10 protein-coding genes and 4 tRNA genes are annotated in these 13,282 nt (G+C 71.6%); 9 read left to right on the forward strand and 5 right to left on the reverse strand.

All coding sequences use genetic code 11. The annotated features are described in order from the left end of the window. Nucleotides 1–140: 140 nt before the first annotated feature. Nucleotides 141–962: a hypothetical protein gene (locus tag WDV06_RS24365; RefSeq protein WP_395511916.1), complete on the forward strand. Its 822-nt coding sequence runs from the start codon at nt 141–143 to the stop codon at nt 960–962. A gap of 610 nt (nt 963–1,572) precedes the next feature. Further along, nucleotides 1,573–1,779 carry a developmental transcriptional regulator BldC gene (gene bldC / locus WDV06_RS24370; RefSeq protein ID WP_003949541.1) on the forward strand — a complete coding sequence of 69 codons (207 nt, stop codon included), beginning with the start codon at nt 1,573–1,575 and terminating at the stop codon, nt 1,777–1,779. A gap of 575 nt (nt 1,780–2,354) precedes the next feature. On the opposite strand, the gene WDV06_RS24375 is transcribed toward bldC, so the two are convergent. Together WDV06_RS24375 and hrpA are read right to left on the reverse strand one after the other, a co-directional pair. Then, a tRNA-Asp gene (locus WDV06_RS24375) sits at nt 2,355–2,428 on the reverse strand. A gap of 80 nt (nt 2,429–2,508) precedes the next feature. Beyond that, nucleotides 2,509–6,432, reverse strand: a complete 3,924-nt coding sequence (gene hrpA / locus WDV06_RS24380) for an ATP-dependent RNA helicase HrpA (protein WP_395511909.1) — start codon at nt 6,430–6,432, stop codon at nt 2,509–2,511. Between the two features lie 109 nt (nt 6,433–6,541). On the opposite strand from hrpA, the gene WDV06_RS24385 reads away from it, so the two are divergent. From WDV06_RS24385 to WDV06_RS24395, 3 genes are read left to right on the forward strand one after another with little or no spacing between them, the layout of a single operon-like run. After that, on the forward strand, nt 6,542–7,045 hold the full coding sequence (locus WDV06_RS24385; RefSeq protein WP_395511910.1) for a hypothetical protein: 504 nt from the start codon (nt 6,542–6,544) through the stop codon (nt 7,043–7,045). A 50-nt stretch (nt 7,046–7,095) separates the two neighbouring features. Further along, complete coding sequence (locus tag WDV06_RS24390; RefSeq protein WP_395511911.1) at nt 7,096–7,857, forward strand: DsbA family protein; 762 nt, start codon at nt 7,096–7,098, stop codon at nt 7,855–7,857. After that, entirely contained in the window at nt 7,854–8,699 is an 846-nt protein-coding gene (locus tag WDV06_RS24395; RefSeq protein ID WP_395511912.1) for a cytochrome c biogenesis CcdA family protein, read from the forward strand. The genes WDV06_RS24390 and WDV06_RS24395 overlap by 4 nt, the downstream gene beginning before the upstream one ends. 40 nt (nt 8,700–8,739) lie before the next feature. Here the strand turns inward: WDV06_RS24395 and WDV06_RS24400 are convergent. From WDV06_RS24400 to WDV06_RS24410, 3 genes are all read right to left on the reverse strand, one after another. Further along, nucleotides 8,740–8,813, reverse strand: a tRNA-Phe gene (locus WDV06_RS24400). Nucleotides 8,814–8,835: 22 nt separating this feature from the next. Continuing rightward, nucleotides 8,836–8,909 (reverse strand) — tRNA-Asp (locus WDV06_RS24405). Nucleotides 8,910–8,947: 38 nt separating this feature from the next. Next, nucleotides 8,948–9,020 (reverse strand) — tRNA-Glu (locus tag WDV06_RS24410). Nucleotides 9,021–9,146: 126 nt separating this feature from the next. Between WDV06_RS24410 and WDV06_RS24415 the strand changes: the two genes are divergently transcribed. The 4 genes from WDV06_RS24415 to WDV06_RS24430 all read left to right on the forward strand — a co-directional run. Further along, a complete protein-coding gene (locus tag WDV06_RS24415; RefSeq protein WP_042814671.1) occupies nt 9,147–9,497 on the forward strand; it encodes a metallopeptidase family protein in 351 nt (116 codons plus the stop codon). Further along, complete coding sequence (locus WDV06_RS24420; protein ID WP_395511913.1) at nt 9,494–9,973, forward strand: FluC/FEX family fluoride channel; 480 nt, start codon at nt 9,494–9,496, stop codon at nt 9,971–9,973. Before WDV06_RS24415 ends, WDV06_RS24420 begins: the two co-directional genes overlap by 4 nt. Further along, complete coding sequence (locus WDV06_RS24425) at nt 9,970–10,344, forward strand: fluoride efflux transporter FluC (protein WP_395511914.1); 375 nt, start codon at nt 9,970–9,972, stop codon at nt 10,342–10,344. The genes WDV06_RS24420 and WDV06_RS24425 overlap by 4 nt, the downstream gene beginning before the upstream one ends. 992 nt (nt 10,345–11,336) lie before the next feature. Continuing rightward, nucleotides 11,337–13,282 (forward strand): DEAD/DEAH box helicase (locus tag WDV06_RS24430; RefSeq protein ID WP_395511915.1); only part of this gene is annotated, 1,946 nt, incomplete at its 3' end.

Genomic DNA, 13,282 nt, shown 5'->3' on the forward strand with positions numbered 1-13,282 from the left:
TCCGGCGCGGCCGGCCGGCCGCCCCGGCGGATTCCTTGGACGGCCCGCGAGTTGGAGGTGAACCGGGCCCCGAAAGCGGGGAGGACGAGGAGGTGAGCGAATCCCCCGACCTCCGGCCGCCGTCCGCGCGGCCCGCGCCGATGGTCCCGTACGCCTCCTACCTGCGGATCTACGAGCCCCTGGCCTCCTTCCCGGAGCCGGAGCGCACGCACTGGGCGGCGTATGCCCGGCGCGGCCCGGCGCCGACCGCCCAGGACGAACTGCGCCGCTCCCTTTCCGACTTGGTACGGGTGCCCGTGGTCGGGGTGCCGGCGCACGAGAGCGGGGACGCCTTCACGGCGGAGCTGGACGGGGTGCTGCTGATCTGCCCGTGGCGGACGCGGCTGCGCGGCTGGCTGGCCCTGGAGGAGTTGGCCGCGAACTTCCCGGCCCCGGTGCTGGACGCGGCGCTGCCCCCGTCCGCGCGCCGGCGGGCCGCCGCCGAGTACGAGGCCTGGCGGGAGCGGAACCCCGACGCGCGGCCGTGGATCCGCACCGGGGTGTGGCAGGTGCCGCTGCGCTGGTTCGTGCTGGTGGCGGACGAGGAGCGGGAGTACCTGCCGGGGGACCGGCTGCGGTACCGGACGCCGATGGTCCAGGCCCGGCGCCGGCTCGCGCGGGGGCTGCGGACGCTGCGGGAGGCGGAGGGGCGGGGGCGGCCGGGGTACGGGCCGCTCGCCGAGGGGCTGGCGGAGGTCGGGCGCTGGCTGGAGGAGTTCCATCCGCGGTCCCTGGTCGAACTGGACTACGGCGGGCTGCTCCACGCGCTCCCGGCTGACGCACTGGCCGCCGACCGCTCGGCCCGCGACCTCGCGGAGGGGATCGCCGCCCTGCGTGAGGGGGACCACGAGGGGGCCGTGGCGGTCTACGAGGAACTGGCCCGGCGGTGGAGGGCGGTGAGGGAGAGACTTTTCGCGAACTAGAGGCAGTCTTGACCCTTTCCGGAGCGGGGGTCTGCGTAGATCATGGACGTACCTGTTCGGAACCCGTTCGGACGCTACTCGTATCGCCCGTATCGGTCATGATCGGCTGAATGGCCCACAAGTCGCAGATCAGGGGCTTGATCACGGTATTAGGGTCTTTGTTCCAGGACCTACGTCCCGATCCGGGCCATTGGCCCAAGCGTGACGGACCGCACTATCCACACCCTTGCGCCCATCCCCTATCCTCATGCCAAAATAGGACAAGGAGTCCGGGGAGGGTTCCTTCCGCCCAACTTCGGGCGGAATGCTCGGTATTGCACTCTATGGGGGGTCTGACGACTCCTGATCGCTCTGTGACTGATCGTCACAGTGGGGTGACTGTCCGTTATGGGGCGGTCCATCGGCTTCCGCCGCTGATGAACACCTCGGAGGGCAATTCCATCGGTTTGGCCGTCGAGGCTGGACGGATGGTGTAGTTGTAGTGCCGAGGACAAGCCGTTCGTCCTATAACCGACTCGGCCTGCGTATGTCCATTTCGGGCAACGCGGGCCAAGGTGCAGAATTTAGAGGAAAGAACCGAGATGGTTCGGTTCTCCCGAGGAGGCCGCTCATGACCGCTCGCACCCCTGATGCCGAGCCGCTGCTGACCCCGGCTGAGGTTGCCACCATGTTCCGCGTGGACCCGAAGACGGTTACCCGCTGGGCCAAGGCCGGCAAGCTCACGTCCATCCGCACCCTGGGTGGACACCGCCGTTACCGCGAGGCCGAGGTTCGCGCACTGCTCGCGGGAATTCCGCAGCAGCGCAGCGAGGCCTGAGGTCCCGCAGCACCACCGCTTTAAAGGGTGCGTATCGGATCCCCCAATCCGATGAACCCACACAGGTTCACGCGGCGGGGCCTGCCCCAACAGGCACTGCCGTCGATCGCGCTGGACTCCGCCGGGTCCAGCGCGATTTTTTTGTCTCCGGGCACCCGGCCGGGGTGGGTGCCATTGCACATATTAAATCGAGCGGGCGTAGGGCTCCGATAAACGTGCGAGTCTCAAAAACTCATGTGGTGACTCCCGTCACAGCTGATGACTCTTGTACATCCGGCAATGCGCCCCGTATGGGGATGTCCCGCGCAGAGCGCCTCACGCGAACGGGGGATTTCTCCCCTCTGGGTGGATGTGTTCCACGGGGTCCCCGGACGGGCTCTGGGGGCCTGTGGGAGGCGGAGGTGGCCCGCGGGGTCCGGGCGGGCCGCCGGGGCCGCCTGAGGGGCGTCCAGGGGCACTGTGAGCCCCGGGTGATCATCGGGTGGCGGAGCGCGCACGCGGCGGGCCGGGATGCCCGGACCCGACAACGCGTCAGGGCCCGTATCCCTTGCGGGGTACGGGCCCTGACGTTTCTGCGATCCTGACGGGACTTGAACCCGCGACCTCCACCTTGACAGGGTGGCGAGCTAACCAACTGCTCCACAGGACCTGGAACGCTGCCGATCGCTCGGCTGCGAAACAGACTGTACAGCAGCCCGGGGGGTGGGGTCGAACCAGGCCGCTCCGCGGTCACGGGGCGAGGGCGTCCACCGCCTTCACGATGCGCTTGTCGGAGATCGGGTACGCCGTCCCCAGCGCGTGCGCGAAGTAGCTGACCCGCAGCTCCTCGATCATCCAGCGGATCTCGGTGACGGCCTCCGGCACGGGCCGGCCCTTGGGCAGCTGCTCCAGCAGCCACAGGTACTCGTCCCGCATCTCGTGGACCTTCTCCATCCGCGTGGTGTCGCGCTGGGCGCCCGTCGGCATCTGCTGGAGCCGCCGGTCGATCGCCACCAGGTAGCGCATCAGGTCCGGCAGCCGCTTCAGACCGGTCAGCGTCACGAAACCGGCCGGCATCAGGGCCGCCAGCTGCGTCTTCACGTCCGCGACGTTGGCCATCAGGGCCAGGCTGTTCGTGGCCTTCAGCCGCCGCTCGCAGGCCTGCCAGGCCGCCAGCACCTGCTGCACCTGGCCCACCGTCCGCACGGTGGTGTCCACCAGGTCGGCCCGCACCGCGTCGAAGAGCCGCCGGAAGCCCGCCTCGTCCCAGGCCGGACCTCCGTGGTCGGCGATCAGCTTGTCGGCGGCCGCGGTCGCGCAGTCCTCGAACAGCGCCTGGATGGAGCCGTGCGGATTGCGGGAGAGGGCCAGCTTCTGCTGGTTGGTCAGCTTCTCCGAAGCGAACTTCGCCGGATTCACCGGGATGTTGAGGAGGATCAGCCGCCGGGTGCCCAGCCACATCGCCCGCTGCTGCTCGACCTCGGTGTCGAAGAGCCGTACGGAGACGCTCGTCCCCTCGTCCACCAGCGCCGGGTAGGCCTTCACCGGCTGGCCGGCCCGCCGGGTCTCGAAGACCTTCACCAGGGAGCCGATCGTCCAGTCGGTCAGCCCGGAGCGCTCCACCGACTCCCCGCCCGCCCGCTCGGCGGTGGCGGCCGCGGCCTTGGAGAGGGCCTGGCGGGCCTTGGGCTTCAGCTGGAGCCGCAGGGCCTCCAGGTCCTTCGCCTCGGCCAGCTTGCGCCGCCGCTCGTCAACGATCCGGAAGGTGATCTTCAGGTGGTCCGGGATCCGGGAGAGGTCGAAGTCCTCCGCCGACACCGGCACCCCGACCATCCGCTGGAGCTCGCGCGCCAGCACCACCGGCAGCGGTTCCGCGAGCGCCGGCTCCTTCTCCAGGAAGCGGGACGCGTAGTTCGGCGCGGGCACGTAGTGCCGGCGGATCGGCTTCGGCAGCGAGCGGATCAGCTCGGTGACGACCTCCTCGCGCAGACCCGGGATCTGCCAGTCGAAGCCCTCCTCGGTGACCTGGTTCAGCACCTGGAGCGGGATGTGCACGGTCACGCCGTCCGCGTCCGCGCCCGGCTCGAACTGGTAGGTCACCCGGAACTTCAGCTGCCCCTGCCGCCAGGAGTCCGGATAGTCGGCCTTGGTGACCCCGGCCGCCTTGTCCGTCAGCAGCATCTCGCGCTCGAAGTCGAGGAGTTCGGGCTCCTCGCGCCGCTTGTGCTTCCACCAGGAGTCGAAGTGGGCCCCCGACACCACGTGCTCGGGGATCCGCTGGTCGTAGAAGTCGAACAGGGTCTCGTCGTCCACGACGATGTCGCGGCGCCGCGCCCGGTTCTCCAGCTCCTCGACCTCGGTGAGCAGCTTGCGGTTGTCGGCGTAGAACTTGTGGTGGGTGCGCCAGTCGCCCTCGACCAGCGCGTTGCGGATGAACAGCTCGCGCGAGACCTCGGGGTCGATCCGGCCGTAGTTGATCTTCCGCTGGGCGACGATCGGCACCCCGTACAGGGTGACCTTCTCGTACGCCATCACGGCCGCCTGGTCCTTCTCCCAGTGCGGCTCGCTGTACGTGCGCTTGATCAGGTGCTGTGCCAGCGGCTCCACCCACTCGGGCTCCACCTTGGCGTTGACCCGCGCCCACAGCCGCGAGGTCTCCACCAGCTCCGCCGACATCAGGAACTTCGGCTGCTTCTTGAACAGCGCCGACCCGGGGAAGATCGCGAACTTCGCCGACCGCGCGCCCAGGTACTCGTTCTTGTCGGTGTCCTTCAGGCCGATGTGCGACAGCAGACCGGCCAGCAGGGAGATGTGGATGTTCGTCTCGGCGGCGTCGGCCTCGTTGACGTGGATGCCCATCGTCTTGGCGACCGAGCGCAGCTGGGCGTAGATGTCCTGCCACTCCCGGATCCGCAGGAAGTTCAGGTACTCCTGCTTGCACATCCGGCGGAAGGAGGACGAGCCGCGCTCCTTCTGCTGCTCGCGGACGTAGCGCCACATGTTCAGGAAGGAGAGGAAGTCGCTCGTCTCGTCCTTGAACCGGGCGTGGTTCTGGTCCGCCTGGGTCTGCTTGTCCGACGGGCGCTCGCGCGGGTCCTGGATCGACAGGGCCGCCGCGATGACCATGACCTCACGGACGCAGTTGTTCTTGTCCGCCTCCACGACCATGCGGGCCAGGCGCGGGTCGACCGGCAGCTGGGAGAGCTGTCGGCCCATCGGGGTGAGGCGCTTCTTCGGGTCCTTCTCCGCCGGGTCGAGCGCGCCGAGCTCCTGGAGGAGCTGTACGCCGTCGCGGATGTTGCGGTGGTCCGGCGGGTCGATGAAGGGGAACTTCTCGATCTCGCCGAGCCCGGCGGCGGTCATCTGGAGGATGACGGAGGCCAGGTTCGTCCGCAGGATCTCCGCGTCCGTGAACTCCGGGCGGGCGTTGAAGTCGTCCTCGGAGTACAGCCGGATGCAGATGCCGTCGCTGGTACGGCCGCAGCGGCCCTTGCGCTGGTTGGCGCTGGCCTGGCTGATCCGCTCGATGGGCAGCCGCTGCACCTTCGTGCGGTGGCTGTAGCGGGAGATGCGGGCCGTGCCCGGGTCGATCACGTACTTGATGCCGGGGACCGTCAGGGAGGTCTCCGCGACGTTGGTCGCCAGCACGATCCGGCGGCCGGTGTGGGGCTGGAACACCCGGTGCTGTTCGGCGTGCGAGAGGCGGGCGTAGAGCGGCAGGACCTCGGTGAAGCGGAGCTTCTTCTTGATCAGCGCGTCGGCCGTGTCGCGGATCTCCCGCTCGCCGGAGAGGAAGACCAGGATGTCGCCCGGGCCCTCGCCCTGGAGCTCGTCGACGGCGTCGCAGATCGCGGTGATCTGGTCGCGGTCGCTCTCCTCGCTGTCCTCCTCCAGCAGCGGCCGGTAGCGGACCTCGACCGGGTAAGTACGGCCGCTGACCTCGACGATCGGGGCGTCGCCGAAGTGGCGGGAGAACCGCTCCGGGTCGATGGTCGCGGAGGTGATCACGACCTTGAGGTCGGGGCGCTTGGGGAGCAGCTGGGCCAGGTAGCCGAGCAGGAAGTCGATGTTGAGGCTGCGCTCGTGGGCCTCGTCGATGATGATCGTGTCGTAGGCGCGCAGCTCGCGGTCCGTCTGGATCTCGGCGAGCAGGATGCCGTCCGTCATCAGCTTCACGAAGGTCGCGTCCGGGTTCACCTGGTCGGTGAAGCGGACCTTCCAGCCGACGGTCTGCCCGATCTCGGACTTCAGCTCCTCCGCGATGCGCTCCGCGACCGTTCGGGCGGCGATCCGGCGGGGCTGGGTGTGCCCGATCATGCCCCGGACGCCACGCCCCAGCTCCATGCAGATCTTGGGGATCTGCGTGGTCTTCCCGGAGCCGGTCTCGCCCGCGACGATCACGACCTGGTGGTCGCGTATCGCCTCGGCGATCTCATCCTTCTTCTGGCTGACGGGCAGGTTCTCGGGATACGTGACCTCCGGCATGCGCGAGGCGCGGCCGGCCAGTCGCGCGGCGGCCTTCTCGGCCTCCGCGGCGATCTCGTCGAGCACGGCCTGCCGGGCCTCGGGCTTGCGGATGCGGCGGGCGCCCTCTAGGCGGCGGCCGAGGCGGTGCGCGTCCCGGAGGGAGATCTCACCGAGAAGCGTCTGCAGGGCGGCGAAGGAAGTAGACATACCTGGTCGAGGATCTCACCTGGGCCCGGCGGGTGGCGAACGGATTTGTGCCCCTCCCCGTACCATTTCGGGACGAGTCCCCCGTCGTGCGAGTGAGAGGCAGCCCACCTTGTCCTGCCGCCGCCGCACGTTCCCGTCGGCTGCCGCCGTGTTCGCGGTGGTGGCGGGCCTGCTGGGGCTGGCCCTGGCCCTGGCCCGGCCGGCCGCGGAACCGGGCCCCGCCCCGCACACCACGGCCGGGTGGCAGGCCCCGTCCACACCGTCCGCGACCGCTTGGGCCGGGGCCGGGCGGCCCGAGGCCGGGCAGGCGCTCCCGGCCCGCGCGGTCGCGCGGCACACCGGACGGGCGGAGACCCGGCCGGGTGACGGGCCGCGGGCCGTCTTCACGGGCGCCCTGCCCGAGCGGCGGCCCGCCTGTGCGCCCGGTTCCGGTGGCGCCGGGACCGAGCCCGCCGTGCCGGCGCGCGCCGGGCACGAGCACGGTTCCGTCCTCGTCGCGCGGGCCGTGCCCGACGGGGTGCGGCCGTACCGGGCCGAGTGCGTACGGCTGCCCGTGCGCGGGCCCGACCAGCGGGCGCCGAAGCCGGTGGAGCTGAACGTGATGCGGGTGTAGCGGAGCCGGTCCCGCCGGTTCCCCCGTACGCCCCGCTCTGGAGCACCCGTATGCCCACATCCCGCAAGACCTCCCGCAAGCCCCTGCTGTACGCCGCCGGCGTCGCCGTCGCCGCGGTCACCCTCGGCCTCGTCTCCTGGCAGGCCTCCGCGCCCCAGGACGAGGAGCACAGCCGCCCGGCCGCCAGCGCCAGCGCCTCCGCGTCCGACGCCCCCGACTCCGACTCCGACACCGGCGCCTTCGCCGAGCTGAAGGCGCTGGCCCGCCGCGAGGACGGCGACAAGCTCGCCGTGGGCCGCACCGACGCCCCCGTGGTCCTCATCGAGTACTCCGACTTCAAGTGCGGCTACTGCGCCAAGTTCGCCCGCGACACCGAGCCCGAACTGGTGAAGAAGTACGTCCAGGACGGCACCCTGCGCATCGAGTGGCGCAACTTCCCGATCTTCGGTGCCGAGTCCGAGGCCGCTGCGAAGGCCGCCTGGGCGGCCGGGCAGCAGGACCGCTTCACCGCCTTCCACGCCGCCGCGTACGCCGAGGGCGCCAAGGCCAAGGGGTTCGGCGAGGACCGGCTGGTCGAACTGGCCCGGGAGGCCGGGGTCCCCGACCTGGAGCGCTTCAAGGCCGACATGACCGGCGAGCGGGCCGCGGCGGCCCTGCGCCGCGACCGGGAGGAGGGCTACCGCATCGGCGTCCAGTCCACCCCCTCCTTCCTCGTCAACGGGCAGCCCATCGCGGGCGCCCAGCCCCTCGGCGCCTTCACCGCGGCCATCGACCGGGCCAGGGCGCAGGCGAAGGGGAAGGGCGGCCGGTGACCGGCATCGGCTACGCCGCCGCCCTGCTCGGCGGCCTCCTCGCCCTGCTCAGCCCGTGCAGCGCCCTGCTCCTGCCGGCCTTCTTCGCCTACTCCATCGACTCCCGCACCCGGCTCCTCGCGCGCACCGGGATCTTCTACGCCGGTCTCGCCACCACCCTCGTACCGCTGGGCGCGGCCGGCTCGTACGCGGGCCGGTTCTTCCACTCCCACCGCGACCAGCTGGTGCTGGCCGGCGGCTGGCTGATCGTCGCCCTGGGCCTGGCCCAGATCCTCGGCCTCGGTTTCGCGCCCAGGCGGCTCTCCGAGCTCTCGGGCCGGATCCGCCCGACCACCGCCCTGTCCGTGTACGCGCTCGGCGCGGTCTACGGGCTGGCCGGGTTCTGCGCCGGCCCGATCCTGGGCAGCGTCCTGACGGTGGCGGCGGTCAGCGGCAGCCCGGTCTACGGCGGGCTGCTGCTGGCGGTGTACGCGCTGGGGATGGCCGTGCCGCTGTTCGTACTGGCCCTGCTCTGGGAGCGCTTCGACCTGGGCCGGCGGCGCTGGCTGCGCGGCCGGGCGGTGCGCCTGGGCCGCTTCGAACTGCACACGACCTCACTGCTGTCCGGGCTGTTCTTCATCACCCTGGGCGCGCTGTTCCTGGTCTACGACGGGGCGAGCGCACTGCCCGGGCTGCTGGACGTGGACGACTCGTACGCGGTCGAGGAGAAGCTCGGCGCCGTCGCGGAGGCGGTCCCGGACTGGGCGCTGCTCGGGCTGGTCGCCGCCGGGGCGGTGGCCTTCGGGCTGCTGCGCCGGCGGCGGACGGTCCGCGAGGAGGCCCGGCGGGCCGGGGAGGAATGAAACGCGGAAGGCCCCGTCCGGAGACGGGGCCTTCCTTTTGTGGCTGGGGCCGGGGTCGAACCGGCGACCTATCGCTTTTCAGGCGATCGCTCGTACCAACTGAGCTACCCAGCCACGAGACTGTTTCCAGCCTCAGCGATCCTGACGGGACTTGAACCCGCGACCTCCACCTTGACAGGGTGGCGAGCTAACCAACTGCTCCACAGGACCTGGTGTGTGCAAGAGCAAGTCTTGCACATGGTGTTGCGTACCCCCAACGGGATTCGAACCCGTGCTACCGCCTTGAAAGGGCGGCGTCCTGGGCCACTAGACGATGAGGGCTAAAGGCCCGCCGGGCACTTTGCAGCGCGTCGGGGACGTGAGAAGCATATGGGATCCGAGGAGGTATCGCCAAAACGGTTTCCACCCGAGCGCCGGAACCGCCTCCGGCAGGGCGACAATGGCCGGGTGCTGGAGATGACGCGCGAGGAGTTCGAGGAGCTCGTCGCAGAGGCGCTGGACCGGATCCCCCCGGAGCTGACCCGGCTGATGGACAACGTCGCGGTCTTCGTCGAGGACGAGCCGCCGGCCGGGGACCCCGAGCTGCTCGGCCTGTACGAGGGGACCCCGCTCACCGAGCGCGGCGAGTGGTACGCCGGAGTGCTCCCCGACCGCATCACGATCTACCGGAACCCCACGCTGCGGATGTGCGAGGACCGGGAGAGCGTGGTCGCCGAGACGGAGGTGACCGTGGTGCACGAGATCGCCCACCACTTCGGCATCGACGACGAACGCCTGCACGCCCTGGGCTACGGATGACCCGGCCCGCGCCGGGCGCGGAGGCCATCGACCCCGACGTCGACCTCCACGTCCCCGCGCAGCGCGCCGAGCCGCAGGGCCGCGTCCTCGCGGCGGTGGCCGCCGGCGGGGCCCTCGGGGCGGCGGCCCGCTACGGGCTGGCCCTGATGTGGCCGGCCGCTCCGGCGGGCTTCCCGTGGGCGACCTTCTGGACCAACGTCGCCGGATGCGCGCTGATCGGCGTGCTGATGGCGCTGATCAGCGAGGGCGGCCGGCGTTCCCCGCACCCGCTGCTGCGGCCCTTCGCGGGTACCGGGGTACTCGGCGGGTTCACCACCTTCTCGACCTATGCCGTGGACTTCTCGCGGCTGCTGGACGCGGGCCGGGCCGGGCTCGCGCTGGCGTACGCCGGGCTGACCGTCGTGGGCGCGCTGGGGGCGGTGTGGTCGGCGGCGTCGCTGACGCGGCTGACGCTGCGGGGGCGGGGGGCCGCGTGACCTGGCTGCTGGTGGTGGCGGGCGCGGTCGTCGGGGCGCCGCTGCGGTACCTGACCGACCGGTTCGTCCAGGCCCGGCACGACTCCGTCTTCCCGTGGGGGACCTTCGTGGTCAACGCGGGCGCCTGCCTGGTGCTGGGGGTGCTCACCGGGGCCGTCCTGGCCGGCGCGGGCTCCTCGCGGCTGACACCGCTGCTGGGGACGGGGCTGTGCGGGGCGCTGAGCACGTACTCGACGTTCTCGTACGAGACGCTGCGGCTGGCCGAGCGCGGCTGGAAGTTCCTCGCCGCGGCGAACGTGGCGGCGTCGGTGCTGGTCGGCCTCGGGGCCGTGACGCTGGGGTCGCAGGTGGCGCGGCAGCTGTTCGAGTGAACCGCGGCCCGTCGGCGCAACTCGCGCAAGGGGCGTGTCTCTTACGGGGTAAAGGGAGTTGGGCTCATTGACCCGCTCACCGCGGACCCCGCCCCGCGCCCCGGAGGTGCCCCCGTGCGCCCATTGCCCGCTTCCCTGTCCACCACCCTCAGACTGGCCGTCTCCGCCCTCGCGGTCGCGGCGACGGCGGGCTGCATGAGCGTCGGTGAGGACGCCGCGAAGCCGGGGCCCGCGGCCTCGGTGGGCGGCAAGGAGGCCGGCGGGGCCGGTGCGGCCGCGGGCTCCGGGCACGGCTCCGGGGTCCACGGCAGCGGGCACGGGGTCAAGGACGGCACGCACCCGGACGGGAAGTCCGGCGAGCCCGGCAAGGTCTCCGGGGCGACCGGTGCCTCACCCGGTCCCGGCGCGCCCGGGGGCAAGCCGGGCCAGCCCTCCCCGTCGGCCGGTCCCGGGGGCGGGGCCGGCGGGCAGGGCGGTCAGGTGCCGTCCGGGGGCGGCTCGGGGTCCGGCTCGGGGTCCGGGGCGGGTGGCTCCGGATCGGGTTCCGGCTCGGGCTCGGGGTCGGGAGCCGGGGGTTCCGGGTCGGGGTCGGGTGGTGCCGGCGGAGCGGGCGGGTCCGGTGGTTCCGGCTCGGGCGGTTCCGGCGCGGGCGGCTCCGGGGGGTCGACCCCCGGCGGTGGGGAGACCACGCCCCCTGTGACGCAGCCCACGCCGAGCGAGACGCCCCCGGCGTCCCCGGGTCCGAGCATCGCCTGAGCGTGGACGCGGGGGCTCCGTCGCAGGTCGGAGGGGGTTTTGCAGGAACGACTTGCCAGACCCCCGGGAGGGTGCGTATGGTTATAGATCGTTTGATCCCATTGCCCGGCGCCGAATCCGAAGAGCGCCGTGTGGCGCGTACTCTCCCTAGCCGTGGCTGACCGCATTGAGGCGGTCGATTTGCGATTCACGGAGTTTGGGCGCGTGCCGAGACTCCGGAAGGTTTCGCATTTCGCATGTCCATTTCCAGTTCTGACCGTTCCGTCATGCCCGAGAACGACTCCACCGAGATCGTCGACGCCGTAGAGGCCCTTGTGGTCACCGAGGCCATGGAGGCCGCGGAGGCGAACGAGATCATCGAGGCGCTCGAAGCCGACGTGACGGCCGGTGCCGACGTCGACTCCGACGAGGACGCCGCCGACACCGAGCCCACGGTCACCTTCGCGGACCTCGGTCTGCCCGAGGGCGTCGTGCGCAAGCTCGCGCAGAACGGCGTCACCACCCCGTTCCCGATCCAGGCCGCCACCATCCCGGACGCCCTGGCCGGCAAGGACATCCTCGGCCGCGGCCGCACCGGCTCCGGCAAGACCCTCTCCTTCGGTCTGCCGACCCTGGCCCGCCTGGCCGACGGCCACACGGAGAAGAAGAAGCCCCGCGCCGTCATCCTCACCCCGACCCGCGAGCTCGCGATGCAGGTCGCGGACGCCCTCCAGCCCTACGGCGACGTCCTCGGCCTGAAGATGAAGGTCGTCTGCGGCGGTACCTCCATGGGCAACCAGATCTACGCCCTGGAGCGCGGCGTCGACATCCTCGTCGCCACCCCCGGCCGCCTGCGCGACATCATCAACCGCGGCGCCTGCTCCCTGGAGAACGTCGAGGTCGCGGTCCTCGACGAGGCCGACCAGATGGCCGACCTGGGCTTCCTGCCCGAGGTCACCGAGCTGCTCGACCAGGTCCCGGCCGGCGGCCAGCGCATGCTCTTCTCCGCCACCATGGAGAACGAGATCGGCACCCTGGTCAAGCGCTACCTGTCCAACCCGGTCAGCCACGAGGTCGACAGCGCCCAGGGCAACGTCACGACCATGACCCACCACGTCCTCGTCGTGAAGCCGAAGGACAAGGCCCCGGTCACGGCCGCCATCGCCGCCCGCAAGGGCCGCACCATCATCTTCGTCCGCACCCAGCTGGGCGCCGACCGCATCGCCGAGCAGCTCGTCGAGGCCGGCGTGAAGGCCGACGCGCTGCACGGCGGTATGACGCAGGGCGCCCGTACCCGCGTCCTGGCCGACTTCAAGGACGGCTACGTCAACGCGCTCGTCGCCACCGACGTCGCCGCCCGCGGCATCCACGTCGACGGCATCGACCTGGTCCTCAACGTGGACCCGGCCGGCGACCACAAGGACTACCTGCACCGCTCGGGCCGTACCGCCCGCGCCGGCAAGTCGGGCGTCGTGGTCTCCCTCGCCCTGCCGCACCAGCGCCGCCAGATCTTCCGCCTGATGGAGGACGCGGGCGTCGACGCCTCGCGCCACATCGTCGGCGGCGCCGGCGCCTTCGACCCGGAGGTCGCCGAGATCACCGGTGCGCGCTCGCTCACCGAGGTCCAGGCCGACTCCGCGAACAACGCCGCCAAGCAGGCCGAGCGCGAGGTCGCCGACCTGACCAAGCAGCTGGAGCGCGCCACCCGTCGCGCCGCCGAGCTCCGCGAGGAGGCCGACCGCCTCGTCGCCCGCTCCGCCCGCGAGCGCGGTGAGGACCCGGAGGCCGCCGTCGCCGAGGTCGTCGAGGCCGCCGAGGCGGAGCTGGCCGCCGCCGTGGCCGAGCAGGCCGCCCAGGCCGCCGCCCAGGAGCAGCGTTCCGAGCGCCGCGACGACCGGGGCAACTTCGAGCGCCGCGACAACCGCCGCGACGACCGTGGCGACCGCGGTGACCGTGGTGGCTACCGTCGCGACGACCGTCCCTCGGGTGGTTTCCGCCGTGACGACCGTCCGTCGGGTGGTTTCCGTCGCGATGACCGTCCGTCGGGTGGCTTCAACCGTGACGACCGCGGTGACCGTGGCGGCTTCCGCCGTGACGACCGTCCCTCGGGTGGTTTCCGCCGTGACGACCGTCCGTCGGGTGGCTTCAACCGTGACGACCGCGGTGACCGTGGCGGCTTCCGCCGTGACGACCGTCCCTCGGG

Origin of the sequence: Streptomyces racemochromogenes, assembly GCF_044129415.1 — a bacterium.
GTDB classification, from domain to species: domain Bacteria; phylum Actinomycetota; class Actinomycetes; order Streptomycetales; family Streptomycetaceae; genus Streptomyces; species Streptomyces racemochromogenes_A.

Excerpts from the sequence above, each read along its gene's own strand:
- WDV06_RS24365 (WP_395511916.1), top strand. The coding sequence starts at position 141 with ATGGTCCCGTACGCCTCCTACCTGCGGATCTACGAGCCCCTGGCCTCC.
- bldC (WP_003949541.1), top strand. The coding sequence starts at position 1,573 with ATGACCGCTCGCACCCCTGATGCCGAGCCGCTGCTGACCCCGGCTGAG.
- hrpA (WP_395511909.1), bottom strand. The coding sequence starts at position 6,432 with ATGTCTACTTCCTTCGCCGCCCTGCAGACGCTTCTCGGTGAGATCTCC.
- WDV06_RS24390 (WP_395511911.1), top strand. The coding sequence starts at position 7,096 with ATGCCCACATCCCGCAAGACCTCCCGCAAGCCCCTGCTGTACGCCGCC.
- WDV06_RS24420 (WP_395511913.1), top strand. The coding sequence starts at position 9,494 with ATGACCCGGCCCGCGCCGGGCGCGGAGGCCATCGACCCCGACGTCGAC.